Origin of the sequence: Xanthomonas euvesicatoria (genome assembly GCF_013112235.1) — a bacterium.
GTDB classification, from domain to species: Bacteria; Pseudomonadota; Gammaproteobacteria; order Xanthomonadales; family Xanthomonadaceae; genus Xanthomonas; species Xanthomonas euvesicatoria.
Window position 1 is genome coordinate 4,634,922 of record NZ_JABFFS010000001.1, and the last position, 21,808, is coordinate 4,656,729.

Annotated in this window: 22 protein-coding genes and 1 tRNA gene; 5 read left to right on the forward strand and 18 right to left on the reverse strand. The window is 64.8% G+C overall.

Features of this window, described 5'->3' with window-relative positions; all coding sequences use genetic code 11:
- Nucleotides 1–130: 130 nt before the first annotated feature.
- A complete protein-coding gene (locus tag HLH45_RS19835) occupies nucleotides 131–337 on the forward strand; it encodes a hypothetical protein (RefSeq protein WP_008578051.1) in 207 nt (68 codons plus the stop codon).
- Between the two features lie 515 nt (nucleotides 338–852).
- Entirely contained in the window at nucleotides 853–3,021 is a 2,169-nt protein-coding gene (locus HLH45_RS19840) for a methyl-accepting chemotaxis protein (protein ID WP_008578052.1), read from the forward strand.
- A 358-nt stretch (nucleotides 3,022–3,379) separates the two neighbouring features.
- Here HLH45_RS19840 and HLH45_RS19845 read toward each other — a convergent pair whose 3' ends face one another.
- Complete coding sequence (locus tag HLH45_RS19845; RefSeq protein ID WP_033479514.1) at nucleotides 3,380–4,006, reverse strand: LysE/ArgO family amino acid transporter; 627 nt, start codon at nucleotides 4,004–4,006, stop codon at nucleotides 3,380–3,382.
- A 101-nt stretch (nucleotides 4,007–4,107) separates the two neighbouring features.
- Between HLH45_RS19845 and HLH45_RS19850 the strand changes: the two genes are divergently transcribed.
- On the forward strand, nucleotides 4,108–5,010 hold the full coding sequence (locus HLH45_RS19850) for a LysR family transcriptional regulator ArgP (protein WP_008578054.1): 903 nt from the start codon (nucleotides 4,108–4,110) through the stop codon (nucleotides 5,008–5,010).
- Between the two features lie 269 nt (nucleotides 5,011–5,279).
- Here the strand turns inward: HLH45_RS19850 and HLH45_RS19855 are convergent, their stop codons facing one another.
- Nucleotides 5,280–5,639 (reverse strand): response regulator, encoded by a 360-nt coding sequence (locus HLH45_RS19855; RefSeq protein ID WP_008578055.1) that lies wholly within the window; start codon nucleotides 5,637–5,639, stop codon nucleotides 5,280–5,282.
- Nucleotides 5,636–6,643, reverse strand: a complete 1,008-nt coding sequence (locus HLH45_RS19860) for a sensor histidine kinase (RefSeq protein ID WP_008578056.1) — start codon at nucleotides 6,641–6,643, stop codon at nucleotides 5,636–5,638. Before HLH45_RS19860 ends, HLH45_RS19855 begins: the two co-directional genes overlap by 4 nt.
- A gap of 275 nt (nucleotides 6,644–6,918) precedes the next feature.
- On the opposite strand from HLH45_RS19860, the gene queC reads away from it, so the two are divergent.
- Together queC and HLH45_RS19870 are read left to right on the forward strand one after the other, a co-directional pair.
- A complete protein-coding gene (queC, locus tag HLH45_RS19865; RefSeq protein ID WP_008578058.1) occupies nucleotides 6,919–7,593 on the forward strand; it encodes a 7-cyano-7-deazaguanine synthase QueC in 675 nt (224 codons plus the stop codon).
- Nucleotides 7,594–7,641: 48 nt separating this feature from the next.
- Nucleotides 7,642–7,717, forward strand: a tRNA-Lys gene (locus tag HLH45_RS19870).
- A 250-nt stretch (nucleotides 7,718–7,967) separates the two neighbouring features.
- Here HLH45_RS19870 and queE read toward each other — a convergent pair.
- The 15 genes from queE to HLH45_RS19945 all read right to left on the reverse strand — a co-directional run bounded on the left by queE (nucleotide 7,968) and on the right by HLH45_RS19945 (nucleotide 21,726).
- Nucleotides 7,968–8,651 carry a 7-carboxy-7-deazaguanine synthase QueE gene (queE, locus tag HLH45_RS19875; RefSeq protein ID WP_008578060.1) on the reverse strand — a complete coding sequence of 228 codons (684 nt, stop codon included), beginning with the start codon at nucleotides 8,649–8,651 and terminating at the stop codon, nucleotides 7,968–7,970.
- Between the two features lie 41 nt (nucleotides 8,652–8,692).
- Nucleotides 8,693–9,511: a tol-pal system protein YbgF gene (ybgF, locus tag HLH45_RS19880; RefSeq protein ID WP_007971751.1), complete on the reverse strand. Its 819-nt coding sequence runs from the start codon at nucleotides 9,509–9,511 to the stop codon at nucleotides 8,693–8,695.
- Nucleotides 9,512–9,517: 6 nt separating this feature from the next.
- Complete coding sequence (gene pal, locus HLH45_RS19885; protein WP_003482562.1) at nucleotides 9,518–10,036, reverse strand: peptidoglycan-associated lipoprotein Pal; 519 nt, start codon at nucleotides 10,034–10,036, stop codon at nucleotides 9,518–9,520.
- Between the two features lie 57 nt (nucleotides 10,037–10,093).
- A complete protein-coding gene (gene tolB, locus HLH45_RS19890) occupies nucleotides 10,094–11,413 on the reverse strand; it encodes a Tol-Pal system beta propeller repeat protein TolB (protein ID WP_003482565.1) in 1,320 nt (439 codons plus the stop codon).
- 188 nt (nucleotides 11,414–11,601) lie between these two features.
- A complete protein-coding gene (tolA, locus tag HLH45_RS19895; RefSeq protein ID WP_008578062.1) occupies nucleotides 11,602–12,642 on the reverse strand; it encodes a cell envelope integrity protein TolA in 1,041 nt (346 codons plus the stop codon).
- Complete coding sequence (gene tolR / locus HLH45_RS19900) at nucleotides 12,632–13,081, reverse strand: protein TolR (protein WP_005913652.1); 450 nt, start codon at nucleotides 13,079–13,081, stop codon at nucleotides 12,632–12,634. The genes tolA and tolR overlap by 11 nt, the downstream gene beginning before the upstream one ends.
- A 157-nt stretch (nucleotides 13,082–13,238) precedes the next feature.
- Complete coding sequence (tolQ, locus tag HLH45_RS19905) at nucleotides 13,239–14,018, reverse strand: protein TolQ (RefSeq protein ID WP_008578063.1); 780 nt, start codon at nucleotides 14,016–14,018, stop codon at nucleotides 13,239–13,241.
- An 11-nt stretch (nucleotides 14,019–14,029) separates the two neighbouring features.
- Nucleotides 14,030–14,488, reverse strand: coding sequence for a tol-pal system-associated acyl-CoA thioesterase (ybgC, locus tag HLH45_RS19910; protein ID WP_008578064.1), 459 nt, complete (start codon nucleotides 14,486–14,488; stop codon nucleotides 14,030–14,032).
- Between the two features lie 52 nt (nucleotides 14,489–14,540).
- Entirely contained in the window at nucleotides 14,541–15,581 is a 1,041-nt protein-coding gene (gene ruvB, locus HLH45_RS19915) for a Holliday junction branch migration DNA helicase RuvB (protein ID WP_008578065.1), read from the reverse strand.
- A 39-nt stretch (nucleotides 15,582–15,620) separates the two neighbouring features.
- Nucleotides 15,621–16,739 (reverse strand): SMI1/KNR4 family protein, encoded by a 1,119-nt coding sequence (locus tag HLH45_RS19920; RefSeq protein ID WP_011348274.1) that lies wholly within the window; start codon nucleotides 16,737–16,739, stop codon nucleotides 15,621–15,623.
- A gap of 2 nt (nucleotides 16,740–16,741) precedes the next feature.
- Complete coding sequence (locus tag HLH45_RS19925) at nucleotides 16,742–18,646, reverse strand: potassium transporter Kup (RefSeq protein WP_008578069.1); 1,905 nt, start codon at nucleotides 18,644–18,646, stop codon at nucleotides 16,742–16,744.
- 196 nt (nucleotides 18,647–18,842) lie between these two features.
- Nucleotides 18,843–19,427, reverse strand: a complete 585-nt coding sequence (gene ruvA, locus HLH45_RS19930) for a Holliday junction branch migration protein RuvA (RefSeq protein ID WP_008578070.1) — start codon at nucleotides 19,425–19,427, stop codon at nucleotides 18,843–18,845.
- Nucleotides 19,428–19,584: 157 nt separating this feature from the next.
- Complete coding sequence (gene ruvC, locus HLH45_RS19935; protein WP_008578071.1) at nucleotides 19,585–20,109, reverse strand: crossover junction endodeoxyribonuclease RuvC; 525 nt, start codon at nucleotides 20,107–20,109, stop codon at nucleotides 19,585–19,587.
- A 130-nt stretch (nucleotides 20,110–20,239) separates the two neighbouring features.
- Nucleotides 20,240–20,968: a YebC/PmpR family DNA-binding transcriptional regulator gene (locus HLH45_RS19940; RefSeq protein ID WP_008578072.1), complete on the reverse strand. Its 729-nt coding sequence runs from the start codon at nucleotides 20,966–20,968 to the stop codon at nucleotides 20,240–20,242.
- Nucleotides 20,969–21,057: 89 nt separating this feature from the next.
- Nucleotides 21,058–21,726, reverse strand: coding sequence for an alpha/beta hydrolase (locus HLH45_RS19945; protein ID WP_235800874.1), 669 nt, complete (start codon nucleotides 21,724–21,726; stop codon nucleotides 21,058–21,060).
- Between the last annotated feature and the right edge of the window lie 82 nt (nucleotides 21,727–21,808).

Consider the following 21,808-nt stretch of genomic DNA (forward strand, 5'->3'; position numbering starts at 1 on the left):
TGCGCCTGCGCAAGTTGCGCATTGCCCGCCACCAACGCAACGGCAAACGCCGTGTGCACGCAGGCACCGGCAAACGCTTCTGCACCGCACGACAACGTGGGAAACTCGAAGCTCACACAGGAGATCGCAGATGTTTATCCAGTTCGGCACCGCCCGGGTCCGCCTCAACCATATCTCTGTCATCAGCGACCCATTCAATGCTGGCGAAAGCTTCGGGTCGTATTGCCACTCGGTTCGGGTCGGGCTGATCTCCGGCGAAGAAGTCTTTGCGCGCTTCAACAGCGAGAGTGGCGCCAAGCAACTGCACGCAGACGTAGTCGCTGCGCTGGAAGCCTGAGCAAAGAGTGATCGCCATCGCGTTGGGCCGCTGCGCACGCGATGGCTCACGCTGCAGCACGCGGTGCTTACTGGCATGCATGCTGCGGCGCGGCAATCCGCTCGGCATACGGCGTGGCGCACCTCCAATGAAGTAGCTCGCACGACCTATCCGCCCACGGGCTCGCGGCAGATCGTTGCCCAGCGTTCGATGCAGCACTGGGCTCTGCATGCAATCCGGCGGCCGGTCATACGCGTCTGTCGGTCAGCGCACATGTCGGCAAAACGTCGGAAAATCGCTGCATTCCTGGCACGCTTCGATCCGGCCAGAAACATCTGAATTCGCGCCCTGGGGCGCCCGTGTCAGGACGCGGGAAACTGCTGTCAGGAAACTTCCGATCTGTAATGAATCAGCGGTAAGTATTTTCGATCGACGGTCTTTAGCTCCCTCAAATCCGGCCGCTAGCTGGGCAAGACGCTTGAGTCGATGCACCCCGCATCCACCGAGCTGCTCAGCTGTACTACCTGGAAGCGGTCATGAATGACTTTCTGCAACGCCTCAATGTCGGCCGTCGCCTCGGAATGGCCTTCGGCATCTTAATTCTGCTGTCGGGCCTGCTGGTGGCGACCGGCCTGATCACCATGTCCAATGCGCGTTATGAGCTGGACACCATCGTCAACAACAACATGGAAAGGATCCGGCTGTCCTCCGAAATGCTCGACGCCAACACCAACGTGGCGATCGGCTTGCGCGACGTGGTGATGGTGTCCGGCGATGCGGCCAACCGGCGCGCGCTGCACATCATCGAAAAGAGTCGTGCGCGCTACAAGCAAGCCCACGATGCCTTGGCTGCGATGCCAAGCAGCGAACTCGAGAAAAACGCGCTCGCACTGGTGCAGGAAAAGCGCGACGTCTCGGTCAAGTTCAACAACCAGATTCTCGACTACGGCATGCGCGACCAGAATCAGCAAGCGCAGGCCTTGTTGCAAGGCGCTGCCGCTGCGGCGATGGACGAGCAACAAGCCGCAATTGCTGCAAATGCGGCCTTAGAGCGCCGCCTCAGCAAAGACGCATACGCGGCAGCGGTTGCATCGATGCACAACGGCAAGATCATCCTGGCCAGCGGCGGTATCGCTGCGCTGGTGATCAGTGCGCTGCTCGCATGGTTGATCACGCGCAGCCTCACCACGCCGTTGAGCCAGGCCACGCGCACTGCCGAAGCCATCGCCGCAGGCAATCTGCGCAACGATGTGCACACCACCGCAACGGATGAAACCGGTCGCCTGTTGCAGGCCATGGACAAGATGCAACTGCAGCTGCGCAACCTCATCGCGGCGCAGACCGACATGGCCAAGCATCACGACAACGGCCAGATCAGCTTCCGCATCGACGCAACCGTGTTCCCGGGCGACTACGGCCGCATGGCCAACGACACCAACGCGTTGGTGGCCTCGCACGTGGCCGTGCAAAACGATCTGGCGCGCATCATGGGGCGCTATGCCATCGGCGAACTCTCCGAAGACATGCAGCCCCTGCCGGGCGAAAAAGCCGCCTTCAGCAACACCATGTCGCAGGTCAAGCTCAACCTGTCGGCGATGAATCACCAAATCAGGCACCTTGCACAGGCGGCTGCCAATGGCGACTTCAGCGCCCGTGGCGATGTCGAACGCTTCCAGTTCGATTTCCGCATCATGGTGGAGAGCCTGAACCAATTGATGTCCACCGCGGACGGAAATCTGCAATCGCTGTCGGCACTGCTGCAGTCGATCGCAGCGGGCGACCTCACCGCACGCATGAGCGGCGACTTCCGCGGCGTGTTCGCACAGATGCGCGATGACGCCAACGCAACGGCGAGCCAGCTGGCGCAGATCGTCGGCAACATCCAGCAATCGGCCGTGTCGATCAACGCGGCGGCCAGCGAGATCGCCGCGGGCAATCAGGATCTGTCCCAGCGGACCGAGCAGCAGGCGGCCAACCTGGAAGAGACCGCCGCTTCGATGGAAGAGCTGACCTCCACCGTCAAGCAGAATGCCGAGAGTGCGCGCCAGGCCAATCAACTGGCGATCGGCGCCGCACGCGTGGCCTCGGAGGGGGGCAATGTGGTCGGCAAGGTCGTGGACACGATGAGTGGTATCGAAGCCTCGTCCAAGAAGATCGCCGACATCATCTCCGTCATCGACGGCATTGCCTTCCAGACCAACATCCTGGCGCTGAACGCCGCCGTGGAAGCTGCCCGGGCAGGTGAGCAGGGCCGTGGTTTTGCGGTTGTCGCCTCGGAAGTACGCACGCTGGCGCAACGCTCCTCCGGCGCAGCAAAGGAGATCAAGGACCTGATCGACGATTCCGTCCAACGCGTGGCAGAAGGCTCGGCACTGGTGCACAGCGCCGGCAAGACCATGGGCGAAGTCGTGGCCAGCGTCCAGCGCGTCACCGACATCATGGGCGAAATTTCGGCGGCCTCGCAGGAGCAATCTGCCGGCATCGAACAGGTCAACCACACCATCACGCACATGGACGAGACCACGCAACAGAATGCGGCGTTGGTGGAAGAAGCCACTGCCGCGGCCCGCTCCATGGAAGAACAAGCCGTGCACCTCACCGACGCGGTCGCCATCTTCAAGATCGATGCACGGCACGCACGCCGCGCAGACACGCGTGCTACCGCACCAGTCGCGTATCTGTTGGACAAGGTACGCCACGCCTGAGTGGCGTGGCCCGCTGGCTGCCCTGCAGAGGCGCAGCTGGCGTGAGCGCACCGAAGCGGTTGCCGGCGGCAATCGCAACACGCCACTGACCTCGTCCCAAGCGCGCCCTGGGAGGCGCGCCTGGATGTTGCAACGGCGCCGTCCACATCCCAGGGGCACCATCCACGGCAATGCCGCCTGTTCGCTGCCGATGAAACGGCCCAAACACCGCGAAGTGGCGCGCAATCGCAGCGTCAGCGACGATCCGGTGGCCCTGGCCTGGCGGTGTACGGCAACAGATCACGATGGATCGGGATACCCAGCTCTGATGCGTCGCAAGTCATGCGCGATACTGCATCACACCGTCCAGCCAGAGCGATTAGCGCAGCGCCGCGTGCTCGGGTAGCAGCAACAGCACACACAGCAGCAGCATGAAGACCGCGATCAGTCCATCCAGTATCCGCCACGCACGCGGATGCCGGAACACCGGCTGCAACAAGCGGGCCCCATAGCCCAGGCCAGAGAACCAGCTCACGCTGGCGATACACGCACCCAGTGCAAATGCCCAGCGCAACGCGCCGGGGTAATGCGTGGCCAGGCTGCCGAGCAAGAGCATCGTATCGAGATAGACGTGCGGGTTGAGGAAGGTAAACCCCAGGCAGGTGAGCATGGCGCGTTGCCAGCGGTCTTCGCCGTGTTCTGCCGGCGACATTGCGCCATCTCCGCGCCAGGCCCGGCAGGCGGCCATCCACCCATACACCGCCAGGAATGCGGCGCCTGCGTAGCGCAACAGCTGCAGCAGGCCCGCGTATTGCTGCGCCAACGCGCCGATTCCAGCAACGCCGAGCAGGATCAGCGCGATATCGCCAAGTGCACAGATCGCCACCACCAATCCCACGTGCTGGCGCTTGAGCCCTTGCCGCAGCACGAACGCATTCTGCGCGCCGATCGCGACGATGAGACCGGCACCGGCAAGAAAACCGGCCACTGTTGCTTGAACGATCATGGTGGTGTCTCCGAGGCAGGCGCGCATCGTGTGCCCTTACATCGAATTAGGAAAACTAAATAATCTGTATGCTGATTAGCATTTCTAATGCAGGTGAACGCATGGATCTTCTGCATCCGCAATTGGCCGCCTTCGCAGCCGTGCTGGACGAAGGCAGCTTCGACGCCGCCGCGCAGCGTCTTGCACTGACGCCCTCGGCAATCTCGCAACGCATCAAGGCGCTCGAAGACCGACTCGGGCAGGTACTGGTCATGCGCACGGCGCCTTGCCGGCCCACGCCGGCCGGCGAACGGCTGCTGCGCCGGCTCAAGCCCATGCAGGTCCTCGAAGCCGAAGCGATTGCCGACTTCCTGCCTGGCGATGGCATCGCCGGGCACCCACGTACCCTCGCCATCGCGGTCAATGACGACTCGTTGCAGACCTGGTTCCTGCAGGCGCTGTCTTCGCTCCACCAGGCGCACGGCTTCTTGTTCGATGTGCAGATGGACGACCAGGACCACACCCTGGAGTTGCTGCGCGCTGGCAGCGTGCTGGGCGCGGTCACCTCCGAGCGCGCGCCACTGCAGGGTTGCAATGTCCAGGCGTTGGGCGTGATGCGTTACCACGCGATCGCATCGGCGGCGTTCGTCGCTGCGCATTTCCAGGACGGCTTCACTGCCGACGCGCTGGGAAAGGCGCCGATGCTGGTGTTCAATCGCAAGGACACCTTGCAGGCGCGTTTCGTCAGGCGGGTCACGCGTAGCCGGCTGAGCCCGCCCACGCATTACCTGCCCACCTCCACCGGTTTTGTCGAAGCCGCTGCACGCGGGCTGGGCTGGTGCCTGGCGCCCGAAGCGATGGTGCTGCCTGCGGTGCGCAACAAGCAGGTCGTCATCGTCGACCCCACCCGCTGGCTCGATGTTCCGCTGTACTGGCAGTACGCCGCTGTGCGCTCGAACGTGTTGCAGCAACTCAACCAGGCACTGCGCGAGGCCGCTGCCACCAGCTTGCGTGGCAGCAGATAGACACCACGGCCATCGTTCTCACCACCTGCCCGTCGCCGGGCTGCCATGCATCTGCATACGCTGCGAATTCCGGCACCCATCGCCACATTGGCTACACCTGCCACGCTAGCCGGGTAATCGCTGCGCAGGCACGCCCAAGTGCCGATTCCAATCACTGTCCGCACCGGTTGAATGCCGCGGTGCCATGCACGTCGGAGTATTGCGGCAGTCGGCGATATCGAACTTCTCCCCGCCCCCATGTCGTTCAACTGCAACAAGACCCGCGCTGATCACTCGGCGCTGCGCTGCTGCAGCAGCGATAGCGCATGTTTTAGATCACGAAAATGGAAGGGTTTCTGCAGGCCGTGCCGGTGCCGGTACTTTTCGGGAATCCCGCCCTGCGCATAGCCGGTCACGAAGATATACGGAACACCGCGCGCATCCAGTTCTTCCGCAATGGGAAACGACAAGGTGCCGCCAAGATTGATGTCCAGCAGTGCCAGGTCGAGGTTGCCTGCCTGCACCGCTTGCAACGCGGCGTCCACGTCGGCCACGGTTGCCACCACCTCGTAGCCCAGTTCCGCCAGGCAATCCTCCAAGAGCATCGCCACCAACGATTCGTCTTCGACCAGGAGCACGCGCATGGTCATGGCCGTGCCTCGGCATGCTCGGGCGGCAACGGGATGGAAACGCGGAAGCGCACGCCAGCCGGATCGAAGGACAGCTCAACGTCGCCCTTGAGGTCGTGCTTCAAGCCACGCTCCAGAAGACGCGTGCCGAACCCCTTGCGCGTGGGTGGCTGCACGGGCGGCCCGCCGGTTTCCCGCCAGATCAATTCAAGCAGCTCCTGCTCGCCACGCGTGCTGCGCTCCCAAGAAACCAGCACATTGCCAGCTGGCAAGGATAAGGCGCCGTGCTTGAGCGCGTTGGTGCACAGCTCATGCAGCGCCATCGACAGCGCCAATGCCCGCCGCGGATCAAGCCGACAGGAATCACCCTGCAACGTGAAGCGCTGGCTGTCGTGCGACTCATACAGCGCGGCAGCGTCGCGGGTCAGTTCCAGGATGTCGGCGCTGACCCAGTTTTCGCGCGTCAGCGTGTCGTGTGCCCGCGACAGCGCCAGCAAACGCGCGTCGAGCTTTTCCTGTGCGTCGGCCAGGCCACCGGCGTTGGTGAACGACTGCCGCGCCAACGATTGCACCATCACCAACGAGTTCTTGACCCGGTGGTTGAGCTCGTTGATCAACAGCTGCAGATGCTGCTCATGCTGCTTGTGTTCGGTGATGTCGCGCGTGGCGCCGGCGATCGCCTCGACTTTGCCGTCGGGTCCGAACACCGGGGTAAAAATGTAGTCGTAGATGCGCAGGCCCTTGGTCGTATGCGGGAATGGCACTTCGCCGCGCACCGGCTGGCCTGTTGCGATCACCTGTTCGATCTCTTCATCGTGCATGGCCGCATGCCAGGGCTCGTAGCCCAGTTCCAGGCAGGTTTTGCCGCAGGCGTCTTCCCAGCGCATGCCCCACATCGTCAACAACGCCTGATTGGCGTAGACGAAGCGATGCTGGATATCGAACACATACAAAAGATCCGGTGTTGCCTGTAGCAGGGCCTCGTAAATGCGCGATTTCGCTGCGTCTTCCTGATGCTCGGCCATTGCGTCATGGTTCCAAAATTGAAGCGAACGATAAATGGACTTACGTGAACGCCTGATCATGCGTATTTGACGTCAAATCCAGCTCAACAAAAACGCGCGCCGTCGCCAGACAAAGCGGTTGCAATCGACCAACGCCGCAAGCGCATTCCACTGTTTCGTGCCTGCACCGGCCAATCCCGCGCCAACCGAAGCCGATCGAAGACCGGTTCCCGGTCGCCCTGCGCCATCGTCCCTGATAGCCTTCGGGCTTATTCCGCAGTGATCGCCGATTCGCCATGAAAAAAGCCGTTGTTCTGTTGTCCGGTGGCATGGATTCCGCCGCCGTCATCGCACTCGCGCAGGAGCAGGGCTTTGCCGTCTACGCGCTGAGCGTGCGCTATGGCCAACGCCATACGTCCGAACTGGACGCCGCAGCGCGCGTCGCTGCCGCGCAGGGCGTCGTTGCACACAAGGTGGTCGACGTGGACCTGCGCAGCATCGGCGGCTCGGCATTGACCGACGACATCGACGTCCCCGACGCTGGCGGCGACGGCATCCCCGTCACCTACGTGCCCGCGCGCAACACCATCATGCTGTCGCTGGCGCTCGGTTGGGCCGAGGTCGTCGGCGCCAACGACCTGTTCTGTGGCGTCAATGCGGTGGACTACTCCGGCTACCCCGATTGCCGTCCCGAGTTCGTGCGCGCTTTCGAGGTGCTGGCCAACTTGGCCACCAAGGCAGGCGTGGAAGGTGCAGGGCTGCGCGTGCACGCACCGCTGCAGTTCCTCAGCAAGGCCGACATCGTCCGTGAAGGGGTGCGCCTGGGTGTGGACTTCGGCCTCACCGTCTCCTGCTACCGCGCCGATGCCGATGGACGCGCCTGCGGCCACTGCGACGCCTGCCGCCTGCGCGCGGCCGGCTTTGCCGATGCCGGCGTTCCCGACCCCACGCACTACGCCATTTTGTCTTGACGCTTGCGTAGGGTAGAATGCGCACCCCGACGCAATGTCGGGGTCAGTGGGCCGTTAGCTCAGTCGGTAGAGCAGAAGACTTTTAATCTTTTGGTCGATGGTTCGAATCCATCACGGCCCACCATCTCCAGCAAGGCTTTCAGCGAACTTCATCGCTCCGCAGAAGGCATCCGCTCCGCAATTGCGCAGTATTCGCTCGCCCGTACGAGCGCGCGGACACCGGTGCGCCGTTACGCTAACGCATCACCGCATAGCGGCTTACAGGTCTTTGCCACGTTGCGGGATCGCCGGCTACCTGAGCAAATCAAAACACCGTCCGGACTTTTTGCCAGCGCAAGGCAGTCGCCTGATGCACTGCGCTACGCGCCTGATCCTCACCGCCCAGGCTCGTCGTTCCACAGCAGCTTGTGCAGCTGCATCTGGAAGCGCACCGGCAAGCGGTCTGCCACGATCCAGTCGGCCAATTGCCGCGGGCTCACCTCGCTTTTGCTGGGCGAAAACCACACCGTGCAGCGGCGATCCAGTGCATGCGCGGCGACGATCTCGCGCGACCATTCGTAGTCGGCGCGGCTGCAGATCACGAACTTGATCTGGTCGCGCGCGGTCAGCAGCGGCAGGTTTTCCCAGCGATTGCGCGCCTCCTCGCCGGATGCGGGCGTCTTGATGTCGACCACGCGCGAGACGCGCGGATCGACGGCAGACACGTCCAGCGCACCGGAGGTCTCCAACGAGACGTCGTAACCGGCGTCGCAGAGCTTCTCCAGCAGAACCAGGCAACGCTTCTGCGCCAACGGCTCGCCGCCGGTCACGCAGACATGGCGCACGCCGTGACTGGCGACTTCGGCAACGATTGCGTCAATGTCATGCCACTGCCCGCCATGGAACGCGTAGGCGGTGTCGCAGTACAGGCAGCGCAACGGGCAGCCGGTCAGGCGCACGAATACCGTAGGCCAGCCAGCTGCTTCGGCCTCGCCTTGCAAGGACAAAAAGATTTCGGTGATCTTCAATCGCGGCAATGGCGACTGGACGATCTCGCTGGGGACGGCGGCGGCATTCATGGGCAAAGTATGCGCCGTGCCGGCAGGCACGAACGCGAGGCTCAGCGCAGTTGCTGGCCGAGACGGATGGACTGCAGGCGCTCCTGCGCAACGCGTGCCGCGTCGGAGCCGGGGTACTGCGAAGCAACCTGCTGCAAGGTCTGCTGGGCCTCGTTGTTCTTGCCTTCGCCGTACTGCGACAGGCCAAGCTTCAACAAGCCGCCGGCGGCCTTGTCATGCGTGGGATAGCGGCTGACGAGATCACGGAACTGCGCCTCGGCAAGCTGGAAATTACGGGTGGCGTAATAGCTCTCGCCCAGCCAATACAAGGCATTGGGGGTATACACGCCGTTGGGATAGAGCTCCAGAAAGCTCAGGAACAGCTGCGACGCATCGTCGTACTTGCCGTTCTTCAATGCATCGAAGGCCACGTTGTAGGCCGTACGTTCGTCGTTGCTGACGGCCAGGGTGCCTGGGTCGCCATGGACGGTTGGCGGCTTCTCGGAAGTTGCCGCCGCTGCGGGCCGCGCGGCAGGTGCCGGGGCCGGGGTCACGCTGCCGGTCGCTGGGGGCAATGGCGGTGTTGCGCCACCTGCGCCTTCCAACCGGTTCAAGCGTCCATCCAGGTCCAGATATTGGTCCTTGGACTGCTGCTTGAGTTGCTCATTGTCGTGCTGCAGCTGTTCGACGGTCGACCGCAATGCCTGCAGGTCCGAACGCGCCTGCTGCAGCTGATTGAGGAGATCGTTGTTGGCCTGACTATTGGCCTGCTGCTGCTCGAGCACGGCCACACGATCAGCGAGACTGGCTCGCTGGGCGTATGCCGGCGCGGCGACCACGAGGGCCGCCGCGACGAACAGGGATGTCACTCGAAAGCGCATCGCTTCTTACTGAGCCGTGTACACGATTTCGACGCGGCGGTTCTGCGACCAGCAGGACTCGTTCGACTCGGTGCAGACCGGACGCTCTTCGCCGTAGCTGACGACGGTCAGCTGGCTGGCCGAGCCGCCGGCAGCCTGCAGCGAGGACGACACGGCATTGCCGCGACGCTCGCCCAGACCCATGTTGTACTCACGCGAACCACGCTCGTCCGCATTGCCCTGCAGGGTGATGCGCGAGGAAGGACGGTCACGCAGGTACTTGGCGTGGCAAGCCATGATGGCCTGGAATTCCGGCTTCAGGGAGTCCTGATCCAGATCGAAGTAAACAACGCGCTGACGCAGGCAGGCATCGGTATCCAGGTCGCCCGGGCCGTACAGGCCAGAGGTGGACGGGCCGGTGGGAACCGAGGAACCAGCGGTGGTATCGGTCGCAGGAGGCGGAGTTTCCTTCACCTTCTTCGAGCAACCAGCCAGCACAGCAACGGACAGCAGGGAGACAAGCAAGACGCGGGTGGACTTGTTCATGGGGTACCTATGGAGGCTCTGGGCCAATGAGTGGTTTAACGCAGCGAAATATTAACATTAATGCGCGGTTCGGTAAGGCCCCCATGCGGGTTCTCTCACATCGCCGTCGGCCAGCACCAGGCGCTGGCGGACCCGAGCGTCGGAGGAGACCGCGTACAGCACGCCACGGCCGCCTTCGCGTGCGGCGTACAACACCATACTGGCGTTAGGCGCAAAGCTCGGCGATTCGTCCAGCGACCCCGGCGACAGCGTGCTCCAGCTGGGCGAACCCAGGCTGCGGTCCATCATCGCGATGCGGTAGGTGTTGCCGCTGCCCTGAGCCACGGCAATCTTCTTGCCGTCGAACGACACGCTGGCGGTGGCGTTGTAGTTGCCCTGGAAGGTCACGCGGTTGGCGCTGCCGCCGCTGGCTGCCACCTGGTAGATCTGCGGACGACCGCCGCGATCGGAGGTGAAGTAGATGCTGCCGCCATCCGGCGCCCAGGTCGGCTCGGTGTCGATGCCGAAGTGGTTAGTGAGCTGGGTGAGCTGCTTGCTCCCCAGATCCATCACGTAGATTTCCGGGTTACCGCTGCGCGACAGCGCCAGCGCCAGGCGACGTCCGTCCGGCGAGAACGACGGCGCGCCGTTGATGCCACGGAAGCTGGACACCAGTTCGCGTGCACCGGTGGCGATGTCTTGCAGGTAGATCGACGAGTTGCCGCGCTCGAAGCTCACATACGCCAGCTTCTTGCCGTCCGGGCTCCAGTTGGGCGACAGCAGCGGCTCGGCCGAACGCACGATGGTCTGCGGGTTGTAGCCGTCCGAGTCGGCCACCATCAGCGCATAACGCATGGCGCCGCCCTTGCCGCTGGCGGTCACGTAGGCAATGCGGGTCCAGAAGGCACCGCGCACGCCTGTGATTTTCTCGTAGATGGCATCGGCCATCTGGTGCGAAACATCGCGCATTGCGTTGGCACGCGCCGTCATCGCCAGGCCCAGCATGCGCTCGCCCTTGGCCACGTCGAACAACTCGTATTCGACCCGGTATGCGCCTTCGCCGGCGTCCATGACGCGGCCGACCACGATGTAGTTCTGCTTGAGGGTGCGCCAGGTCTGGAACTGCACCTCGGTGCCACGGGTCGGCTTTTCGACGATCTGCGCGGCCGGCAACGTGCGGAACTGCCCGGAACGATCCAGGTCGGCGCCGACCACGGCGGACACGTCGGTCTGCGGCGCGGTGCCCGAGCCCTGATACGGCATCGGAATGACGGCGATCGGCGTGGCAGACGCGCTACCGCCGACGATATCGATGGTGAGACCTTGCTGCTGCGCGAGCGCGCTCAGCGGCAACAACAGGGCGGTCAAGGCGGCTAGCCAACGCAGCGGTTTTTTCATGGACGGCTCGGATCGGGCAGGAAAAGTGTGCAAGGGATAGCAATCAACGAGTGAACATACTCGCAATCGTGAATGAGTTGACGTGAAAACGGAGCGAGCGATGGTGTAGCGACATGGACAGCCCCATAGGCGATCACGCGGGGTGGCACCAGGCTGCGGCGCCAGTGGCCGCCGCAGCCCGACAACGATTACTGATCCTGCGCAGTGAACACAAAGGTCAGGTTGCGCTGGAACACCGACTCGAACCCGCGGTAAGGCAATGGCTGGGCGCTCAACACGGCCGCTTCGATCGAACGCTGGCCAGCCTCGTCGTAGGGGCAGCCCGGCGCCACCTTGGCCTCCATCACGCTGCCGCCCGGCAACTGGCGGATGTTGATGGTGCATTTCTGGCCTGGCGGCACCGACGGCGGACGCACCCACTGCGCCAACACTTTCTGCTGAATCGCCGCGGCGTATTTGGCCGACAGGTCGGTACTGGTACCGCCCTGCCCTGCGGTCGGCTGCGCGCTGGTCGCCGCGGCCGCGGAGGCCTGCTGCGCACGTGCGGCGGCGACCTGGCGCAACTTCTGTTCGGCCAGCGCCATCTCCTTATCGGCTTGCGCGCGCTGACGACGGATGTCGGCGATCTTCTTCTGGCGTTCGGCTTCTTCCGCCGCCTGCTGTGCGGCCGCCTGTTTCTTCTTGGCGTCGGCCTCTTCCTGCTGCTTGGCAAGGCGCAATTTCTGCTCGGCCTCTTCCTGGCGTTTCCGCTCGGTCAGGTCGATCTGCTCCTGGCGACGCTTGGCTTCCTGTTCCTGCTTGGCCTTTTCGGCGGAAATGGCCAGTGCATCCACGCGCTCCTGGTCGACCTTGTCGGGCTGGGCTATGCGCTCCTGTGCCTGCGCCTGCTGCGGCGTGGGCGCATCCTGCGGGCGCGGCTCGGGGATCGGCTGCGGCGGTGGCACGCTGTCTTCCGGCGCGGGTTCGGGCAACGGCGCAGGCGGGGGCGGCGTTTCGACCGGCGTGGCCTTCAGTGCCTGGCGCGCAACCCGCGCCTCGGCAGCCGACACGTCCAGCGAGGCCTCCATGCTGGGGTCGCCGGCCGCCGGCTCCACCGAGCGTTCGGGCGACCACAGCCAGCCGGCGATAAACACCAGCGCGACCAGGACGTGCACGACCAATGCCAGGACGACCGGTCGAAACCAGCCGTCATCGCGCGCCGTCTGCGTGGGGAGTGCGTCAGCGTGCATCGCTGCCTGCGGTGCCGCCGGAGTCGGAAATCAGGCCCACTTTCTCGACCTTGGCCTGCTTGAGCACGTCGATGGCATCCATGATCTTCTGGTACGGCGCGGCGCGATCGCCGGCCACCACCACACGTGCGTCCTTGTCCTGCGCCACGATGGCAGCCAGCTGTGCCTGCAGAGCAGCCACGTCCATCGCCTGCGGCTTGCCCTTGGGCAGCTGCAGCGCCAATTTGCCATCGGCAGCGACCACCACCACCACCGGGTCCTGCTTGCTTTCCAGCGCCTTGGCGCGCGAGCTGGGCAGGCTGACGTCGGTACTCAGGGTCAGCAACGGTGCGGTGACCATGAAGATGATCAGCAGCACCAGCATCACGTCGATATACGGCACGACGTTGATGTCGGATTTGAGCTTGCGCTTCTTACGACGGGAAATACCGGAGATCATCGCGAAACGTTCCTAATTAGTCCTCGGCGCCGGCTGGCAGTGCGCTTGCACGGTGCCCCGAAAAGGGACACCTGCACGTGGCACTGCGCACCGACGCGGCTGGCCCTGCCGGACACTTCCCGCGTCACGCCATGCGGGGGCATGCCGGCAGCGCGCATCACTCGTCCGCGCCGGCCTGGCGCTGCAGGATGGAGCTGAACTCGTCGGCGAAGGTCTCATAGCGCACCGACAGCCGTTCCACGCGGGTGGTGAAGCGGTTGTAGGCCCACACGGCCGGAATCGCCACGAACAGACCGATGGCGGTGGCGAACAACGCTTCGGAGATACCCGGCGCCACCGCGGCGATACCGGCCTGCTCGCCGCTGCTGACCATGTCGTGCATGGTCACCATGATGCCGAACACGGTGCCGACCAGGCCGACGTACGGCGCAGTGGAGCCGATGTTGGCCAGCAGTTCGAGGTTGCGCTCGAGCTGGTCGACTTCGCGCGTGAACGCGGTGCGCATGGCACGCTGCGCGCCTTCCAGCTGCACGCGCGCATCCAGACGGCGGCGGTCGCGTAGACGCGAGAACTCGCGGAAGCCGCTTTCGAACATCGATTCCAGACCGCCCACGGTGCGGTTGCGGTCGGTGGCCGAGGCGTACAGCTTGGCCAGGTCCGCACCGGACCAGAAACGGTTCTCGAACTCGTCGGCCTCGCGATTGGCCAGCTTGAACGCACGCGCCTTGCGGAAAATGATCACCCAGCTGATGAACGAGCCGATCAGCAGCAGCAGCACGATGATCTTGACCGGGATACTGGCGCGCAGGATCAGGTCTACATAGTTGATGCTGCTGTTGTGCGCCACGCTGGCGGTCTGCGCCGCAGCAGCGGCGACGTCCTGCGGCAGTGCTTCCACTACCGTGTCCTGCAGGGCCAGGAGCAATGCAATCGACATCCGTTCGTTCCTCAGTAATCGGATTCTGGGGTTTCTAGAGCTTTCAACACGTCATACAGCGCATCGTCCATGCCACGCGGACGGAAGTCGCTGGTACCGAGCGCGGCAATACGCACCTCGGCGGTCAGCAGCACTTCGCCTTCGCGACGGACCGATTGCGCGAACAGCAGGCTGGCCCGTCTGCATCGCAGCAATACCGCCGACACTGACAGCGCGTCGTCGAGCCGGGCCGGCTTGAGGAAATCCAGTTGCATCGCGCGGACCGCAAACACCAGGTCGTGCTCCTGGCGCATACGCTCCTGCCCGTAGCCGAGCGCACGCATCCACTCCGTGCGCGCGCGTTCCATGAAGGCCACGTAGCGCGCGTGGTAGACCACCCCGCCGGCGTCGGTATCTTCCCAGTAGACGCGTGTCGGCCAACTGAATACCGGCAGGGATTGGGGATTGGAGAATGGGGATTCGATGGTCATGGGCACGGAATTTCGGTCGTGACGACCCAGGTTGGCGACCAGCAGAGCGTCGTCAAAACAGATCTCCCGGTTCGCCGATGCCCGGGGTGCGCTCGCGCGGCACCTTCAGGCCCAGATGCAGATAGGCCTTGGGCGTGACCATGCGGCCGCGCGCCGTGCGGATCAGAAAGCCCTGCTGGATCAGATACGGCTCGATGACGTCTTCCAGCGTGCCGCGCTCCTCCGACAACGAGGCGGCCAGCGATTCCACGCCGACCGGGCCGCCATCGAAGTGTTCGACGATGGTGCGCAACATGCGACGGTCGAGCTCGTCAAAGCCTTCCGGATCCACTTTCAGCATCTGCATGGCCGCCTGCGCCACCGGCAGATCGATATGCCCGGCCGCCTTGACCTGGGCGTAGTCGCGCACGCGACGCAGCAGCCGGTTGCCGATACGCGGGGTGCCGCGCGCGCGGCGTGCGATTTCCGCCGCGCCTTCGGGCGTGCAGTCGATGCCCAGGATGGCCGCCGAGCGAATCACGATGCGGGTCAATTCCTGCGGGGAATAGAATTCCAGCCGCTGCACGATGCCGAAGCGGTCGCGCAAGGGCGCGGTGAGCAGGCCGGCACGGGTGGTGGCACCGATCAGGGTGAACGGCGGCAGGTCGATCTTGATCGAGCGCGCGGCCGGGCCGTCGCCGATCATGATGTCGATCTGGAAATCTTCCATCGCCGGATACAGCACTTCTTCCACCACCGGCGAGAGGCGATGGATTTCGTCGATGAACAACACATCGTGCGGCTGCAGGTTGGTGAGCAACGCCGCCAGATCGCCGGCCTTTTCGATCACCGGGCCAGAGGTCACGCGCAGGCTCACGCCCAGCTCGTTGGCGATGACGTGACTCAGCGTGGTCTTGCCGAGCCCGGGCGGCCCGAAGATCAGCACATGATCCATCGCCTCGCCACGCGCCTTGGCCGCCTGGATGTAGATCTCCATCTGCTCGCGCACCGGCTGCTGACCGAGATAATCGGCCAGGCGCTTGGGACGAATGCTCGCATCGGCGGCGTCGTCTTCGCGGGTGGAGCTGCTGGCGATGATGCGCTGCTCAGTCATCCGGCCATCTTCTCATGCCGCGCGCGGATGGCCCAACATCTAGACATCAAGCTCGGCCTGGCGCAGCACTGCGAAGAAGGCATCGAAGCGCGCGGCGCGCCAGGTCGGCACCAGCCCTTCCCAGTTTTCGAAATAGACGACCTCCGGCTCGCATTGCGGGCCGCGCGCGCGGTAGTCCAGGCACAGCAGGCTATCGACGTTATGGCAAGACAGCACCAGAACCTGATCCAGGCCGGCGTGCAGGCAGGCCGCAGCGCGGAAGTCACTCCGGTCTTCGAAGGCATCGGCAAAATCCAGCACGCTGCGGATCTGCGCCAGCGGCGATAGATCGCGATCAACCAGCACGCATTCCCAATCCACGTAGTGATCGGACGGAAAACGGGTACGCGGCACCCAGCACCAGCCGGTATCGCCCCCGTCCTGGACACTGTAGAGACGCTTGAACAATGCCGGCAGGCGCACGCCCAGGCGTGCTTCGGCCTCAGCGAAGGCATCGGCGTCCGCTGCGGCTCCGCCGTCGTTCCGCCCATCGGCGCCGCTCCAGAACGTGGTCAATGCCGGCGGCTGCGGCTGCCACTGCACCACATCTGCGTCGTGCTTGGCCTGCAACGCGGGGGACCAATAGTGGACATCGACCAACTGCGCCAGCAGGTCCTCCACGTTGGCGAACACCGCCAACCGGCGCTTGTCGCCTGCATCGACGTAGACCAGTGTGGGCTCGGCACCGAATGCGGAGTAGTCCAGGCACAGCGCCCGGCTCGGCGAACGGTCATCGGCCGCGATGACGATCAGATGGCGATCATCGCCACCGGCAGCAAGCCCGGCAAACGCGTCGTCGCGGTACTCCTCGCGGGCACGCACTTGCGCAAAGGAAAACAGCTCCGCACTGCCGAGCAGGCGCGCGCGCGGGAACAGCCATTCGGCCTTGAGCCAGTTGTCCGGCTCCTCCAGGGACTGACCACGCGCCATCTGCACCGCGCCGCCGTCGTAGCGTGCGTACAACTCACGCAGCCAGGCCGGCAGGCGGACACCGAGCCGCGCTTGCGCCGCCGCGATCGCGGCCTCGGTGGCCGGCACGCGCCCGAGGTTGAGTGCGTCATCCCAGAAGGTGTCCAGGCTCGGTGAGCGCCCGTAGACCATCCACTTGAGCGCGGCCACGCTCAGATCTCCACTTGCGCGCCCAACTCCACCAGGCGGTTACCGGGGATGCGGAAGAATCCGGTGGCCGGGGCGGCATTGCGATGCATCAGGGCGAACAGCTTGTCGCGCCAGATCGGCATGCCGCGATTGGCGCTGGCCACGATGGTTTCGCGGCTGGCGAAATAGGTGGTGTCCATCGGATCGAAATAGATCCCGCCCTGATCGCAGGAGCGCATCAGCGCCAGCGGCACGTCCGGGGTCTCCATGAAACCGAAGCGCACATGCACGCGGTAGAACTCGTCGCCGATCGCGTCGATCTTGAGCCGTTTCCCGGCGGCCGCGTACGGCACCTGCAGGGTTTCCACGGTCAGGAACACGTTGCGCTCGTGCAGCACCTTGTTGTGCTTGAGGTTATGCATCAGCGCGTGCGGCACCACCATCGGGTCGGCGGTCAGGAACACGGCCGTGCCGGGCACGCGCACCGGCGGCGCCAGCATCAACCCGGGCAGGAAGGTGTCCAGCTTGATACCGTCCTTGCGGATCTCGTCGTGCAGCAGCTTGCGGCCGCGGCGCCAGGTACGCATCAGGGTGAACAGGATCAGACCCAGCAACAACGGGAACCAGGCGCCGTCCAGGAACTTGATGATGTTGGCGTAGAAGAACGCGCAGTCCACGGCCAGGAACACCAGCGCGAACAACCACAGCAGCGGCGCCGGCACGCGCGGGTTGGCACGCGCGTAGATGATCATCAACACGGTGGTGATCAGCATGGTGCCGGTCACCGAAACGCCGTACGCGGTGGCCAACGAGGCCGAGTCGCCGAAACCGATCACGGCCACCGCCACCAGCGCCAGCAGGCACCAGTTCACCGCCGGCACATAGATCTGGCCGATGGTGGAGTGCGAGGTATGGCGAATGTGCATGCGCGGGATGTAGCCGAGCTGCATGGCCTGGCTGGCCACCGAATAGGCGCCGGTGATCAGCGCCTGCGAGGCGATCACCGTGGCTGCAGTGGCGAGCACGATCATGGGGTACAGCGCCCACTCGGGCACCGCCTCGTAGAACGGGTTGCTGACCGCGGCCGGGTTGCGCAGCATCAGCGCGCCCTGCCCCAGGTAGGTCAAGGTCAGCATCGGCAGGACCACGAACTGCCACGAGCGGCGGATCGCCTTGGCGCCGAAATGGCCCATGTCCGCGTACAGCGCTTCGCCACCGGTCACCGCCAGCACCACTGCGCCCAGCACGAACACCGCATGCCAGTTGTGTTGCGCGAAGAAGCGCACGCCCCACCACGGATTCAGCGCATGCAGCACTTCCGGTGCGCGGGCCATGTTGTAGACGCCGATCGCGCCCAACGCGAAGAACCAGAGCAGCGTGATCGGCCCGAATGCCTTGCCGACACGTTCGGTACCGAAGCGCTGCGCCAGGAACAGCATGCCCAGCACCACCAAGGTGATCGGCACCACGAACGGCTCCAGCCTGGGCGCAGCCACCTCCAGGCCCTCCACCGCCGACAGCACCGAAATCGCCGGGGTGATGACGCCGTCGCCAAAGAACAGCGAGGCACCGAAGATGCCGAGGATGCCGACCACGTACATCGAGCGCGAACCGCCCGGCAGGGTGCGTTGCGCCAACGCGGTCAGCGCCATGATGCCGCCCTCGCCGTCGTTGTCGGCGCGCATGATCACGGTGACGTACTTGAGCGTGACCACCAGCATCAGCGCCCAGAACACCAGCGACAGGATGCCCAGCACGGTGTCGTGGTCCGGGGTCAGCCCGTAGTGCGGCGAAAACGCTTCCTTAAGCGTATACAGCGGGCTGGTACCGATATCGCCGAAGACGACGCCGATCGCGCCGATGACCAGGGCGGTCTGGCTGTTGGCGGGCGCGTGGCTGGAGCCGGCTGATTTGGGGGTGTGGGACATGAGGTGGGCAGTTTTCGCCAGACAGCGTGAAGATGATGAGGGAGCCAGCACCTGTCGAAGGTGCCTGCACTGACGTCACAGACACCCAAGGTACGGGCTGGCCGCGGGCAAGGATGCGCAGTGTACGGGCCGCCCCTGTCGATGCCGAGTGCCGGCCGCGCCCGCTTTGCGGCCAGGCGATGGTTCGTGGCCGCGCTCAGCGCAGCGCGGCTTGCAGTGCCTTGCGGATGACCGTGGCGACCTCGTCGCCTTCTGCACCGGCGTCGCGCGCCATGCGGGCGGCCTCGGCCGGCTTGTAGCCCAGCTGTTGCAAGGCCACGGTGGCTTCGGAAACGGCGTCGGGCCCCAACTGGCCGGTGATCGGGGCGCCGCTGCTGAAATCGGCCGCGCGGTCGCGCAGTTCCACCACCATGCGCTCGGCGGTCTTCTTGCCGATGCCGGGAATGCGCGTCAGCGCGGTGATGTCGCCACTGGTGATCAGGCGGGCGAACTCGTCCACGCTGACCCCGGACAACACCGCCAGCGCAATCTTGGCGCCGATACCGGTGACCTTCTGCACATCGCGGAACAACCGCCGCTCGCCTTCGCGCAGGAAACCGTACAGCGCGACGCTGTCTTCCTTCTGCGCGTAATGGGTGAACAGGATCACGTCGCGACCGACATCGGGCAGATCGTAGAAGGTGCTCATCGGCGCCTCCAGCTCATACCCCACCCCGCCCACGTCGATCACCAGCCACGGCGGCTGCTTGTAGGCCAGGATCCCGCGCAGACGGCCGATCATTGGGCACCGCCGTTGTGGTGCCGGGATTGGGGATTCGAGATTGGGGATTGGCAAGAACCCTCGCTGCCGTCAACAACGGTCCCAGCCCGACGAAGCGGCACAGCGCGCGCGGACTCGCGGTTGCGAATCCCCAATCCCAAATCCCGAATCCCGATTATCATTTCTTGCGGCTCCAGGCCTGTTGGGTATTGACGCCCAGGCGTTGCGCGGTGGCGCGCACGTGGGCGTGAGTGATGGCGACCGCCAATGCGTCGGCGGCGTCGGGCTGCAGCTTGCCTTTCAGGTTGAGCATGATGCCGACCATGTGCTGGACCTGCACCTTGTCCGCGCCGCCCTTGCCGACCAGCGCCAGCTTGACTTCGGTGGCAGCGTACTCGTGCACCGGCAAGTCGCGCATGACCACCGCGCAGATCGCCGCGCCGCGCGCGTGGCCGAGCTTGAGGGCGGAGGCGGCGCTCTTGCCCATGAACACCCTTTCGATCGCCACCTCATCCGGCCGGTAGGCCTCGATCAGCTCGCCCAGCCCCTGCAGCAGCCGCTTGAGCCGTTGGGAGAAATCACCCTCCCCCAGCAGCATCAGCGGCGCGTGGTGCACATGCCGGCTGCGACCGCCCTCGTCGATATCGATGATGCCGATGCCGGTGCGCTGCGAACCGGGATCGATGCCCAGGATGCGGGTCATTGAGCGGCCAGCAATTGGGAGTCGGGAATCGGGAATGGGTAAAGCGGCCTACTGGCGTGCTCGACATTGCCGAGCGATGCAGGATGCTGCTGTTTCGATTCCCGATTCTCCATTCCCGATTCCCGGCGCCTCAGGCGCCAAGCGCCGCTTGATCGACGTTCGAATACACGTCCTGTACGTCGTCCAGGTCTTCGAGCATGTCCAGCAGCTTGCGGACCTGCACGGCGGTCTCGCCGTCCACGGCGATGTCGTTGTCGGCGCGGAAGGTGATTTCGGCGTGCGCCGGTTCCAGCCCGGCAGCGACCAGGGCGTCCCTGACCTGGGCGAAGGCGTCCGGGGCGGTCAGCACATCGATGGCGCCGTCTTCCGGGTACACCACCACATCGTCGGCGCCGGCTTCGATGGCGGCATCGGTGAGGGTGTCCTCATCGATGCCGGCGGCGAAGCTCAGCACGCCCAGGCGCTTGAACATGAAGGCCACCGAGCCCTCGGTGCCCATGTTGCCGCCGCATTTGCTGAAGGCATGGCGCACGTCGGCCACGGTGCGCACGCGGTTGTCGGTCAGGCAGTCCACGATCACCGCCACGCCGCCGGGCGCGTAGCCCTCGTAGCGCACTTCTTCGTATTCCACCCCTTCCAGCTCGCCGGTGGACTTCTTGATGGCGCGCTCCATCACGTCCTTGGACATGTTCGACGACAGGCCCTTGTCCATGGCCGTCCGCAGACGCGGATTATTGGACGGGTCGCCGCCGCCGGCGCGGGCCGCCACGCTGATCTCGCGGATGATCTTGGTAAACATCTTGCCGCGCTTGGCGTCGGAGGCGTTCTTGCGGCCTTCGATCGAGGGACCTCTACCCATGGGTGGTTCCAGACTGGCTTCAATGACAGGGCGCGGATTTTACCTGATTGCCCGCCCTCACCGGGGCAGCGACATCCGCCTGCGCATGTTCACCGCTGGAAGCGGCCGGTGCGCAGAAAGGCCAGCGCCTGTGCGGCGGCCTCGGGCGAGCGCAACAGGCCGCTGTGGCTTGCCTGCACCACGCAATGATCGCGCAGCCCGGGCAGGCGGGTTTCGGCCAGCCCCACGGTGCCGTCCGAGCCGCCGTCGAGCGGGGCGAGCCAGCGGCCGATCCCACGTGCCACGTTGCCGGCCACCTGACCGATCTCGGCCTGGCCGTCCCAGCGCACAAAGCCCTGTTGCAAGATCGCGGCGCTGCGGCCCAGCGCCCATAGCCCGCCACGTTGCGCCAGCCCGCGCGCGGCGGCGCTGCCGCACAACGGCGAGCCCAGGCAGACCACGCGACGCACCGGCAGGTCGGGGGCATCCTGCAATGCCTGCAGGGCCATCAGCCCACCCAGGCTATGACAGATCACCAGCTGCGCGCGGCTGGCGCGCAGGCGTTCGATCAGACGCGGCACCGCATGCGCGGGGCCGCCGAGCACGCTGGCGTAACCGAACAGCGCAGGCGCCAGCCCGTAGGCACGCATCCGCCGCGCCAATGGCAGCAGCCAGTGCGCGGTGTTCCAGATGCCGTGCACCAGCAGCACGTCCGTGTGGCCGATTTCCTCCCCCCGGAAAGCGTCGCGCTCGTCCGAGGAGCTTGCTCTCGTCTGCATTGGAGCCCCTGGTTTGGGACCTAACACTTGGAGCCTATAGCTAACTAATCACTCACTTCCTCTACAGCTACCGCGCCTCGGC

Excerpts from the sequence above, each read along its gene's own strand:
- HLH45_RS19835 (WP_008578051.1), top strand. The coding sequence starts at position 131 with ATGTTTATCCAGTTCGGCACCGCCCGGGTCCGCCTCAACCATATCTCT.
- HLH45_RS19840 (WP_008578052.1), top strand. The coding sequence starts at position 853 with ATGAATGACTTTCTGCAACGCCTCAATGTCGGCCGTCGCCTCGGAATG.
- HLH45_RS19845 (WP_033479514.1), bottom strand. The coding sequence starts at position 4,006 with ATGATCGTTCAAGCAACAGTGGCCGGTTTTCTTGCCGGTGCCGGTCTC.
- HLH45_RS19850 (WP_008578054.1), top strand. The coding sequence starts at position 4,108 with ATGGATCTTCTGCATCCGCAATTGGCCGCCTTCGCAGCCGTGCTGGAC.
- HLH45_RS19855 (WP_008578055.1), bottom strand. The coding sequence starts at position 5,639 with ATGACCATGCGCGTGCTCCTGGTCGAAGACGAATCGTTGGTGGCGATG.
- HLH45_RS19860 (WP_008578056.1), bottom strand. The coding sequence starts at position 6,643 with ATGGCCGAGCATCAGGAAGACGCAGCGAAATCGCGCATTTACGAGGCC.
- queC (WP_008578058.1), top strand. The coding sequence starts at position 6,919 with ATGAAAAAAGCCGTTGTTCTGTTGTCCGGTGGCATGGATTCCGCCGCC.
- queE (WP_008578060.1), bottom strand. The coding sequence starts at position 8,651 with ATGAATGCCGCCGCCGTCCCCAGCGAGATCGTCCAGTCGCCATTGCCG.
- ybgF (WP_007971751.1), bottom strand. The coding sequence starts at position 9,511 with ATGCGCTTTCGAGTGACATCCCTGTTCGTCGCGGCGGCCCTCGTGGTC.
- pal (WP_003482562.1), bottom strand. The coding sequence starts at position 10,036 with ATGAACAAGTCCACCCGCGTCTTGCTTGTCTCCCTGCTGTCCGTTGCT.
- tolB (WP_003482565.1), bottom strand. The coding sequence starts at position 11,413 with ATGAAAAAACCGCTGCGTTGGCTAGCCGCCTTGACCGCCCTGTTGTTG.
- tolA (WP_008578062.1), bottom strand. The coding sequence starts at position 12,642 with ATGCACGCTGACGCACTCCCCACGCAGACGGCGCGCGATGACGGCTGG.
- tolR (WP_005913652.1), bottom strand. The coding sequence starts at position 13,081 with ATGATCTCCGGTATTTCCCGTCGTAAGAAGCGCAAGCTCAAATCCGAC.
- tolQ (WP_008578063.1), bottom strand. The coding sequence starts at position 14,018 with ATGTCGATTGCATTGCTCCTGGCCCTGCAGGACACGGTAGTGGAAGCA.
- ybgC (WP_008578064.1), bottom strand. The coding sequence starts at position 14,488 with ATGACCATCGAATCCCCATTCTCCAATCCCCAATCCCTGCCGGTATTC.
- ruvB (WP_008578065.1), bottom strand. The coding sequence starts at position 15,581 with ATGACTGAGCAGCGCATCATCGCCAGCAGCTCCACCCGCGAAGACGAC.
- HLH45_RS19925 (WP_008578069.1), bottom strand. The coding sequence starts at position 18,646 with ATGTCCCACACCCCCAAATCAGCCGGCTCCAGCCACGCGCCCGCCAAC.
- ruvA (WP_008578070.1), bottom strand. The coding sequence starts at position 19,427 with ATGATCGGCCGTCTGCGCGGGATCCTGGCCTACAAGCAGCCGCCGTGG.
- ruvC (WP_008578071.1), bottom strand. The coding sequence starts at position 20,109 with ATGACCCGCATCCTGGGCATCGATCCCGGTTCGCAGCGCACCGGCATC.
- HLH45_RS19940 (WP_008578072.1), bottom strand. The coding sequence starts at position 20,968 with ATGGGTAGAGGTCCCTCGATCGAAGGCCGCAAGAACGCCTCCGACGCC.
- HLH45_RS19945 (WP_235800874.1), bottom strand. The coding sequence starts at position 21,726 with ATGCAGACGAGAGCAAGCTCCTCGGACGAGCGCGACGCTTTCCGGGGG.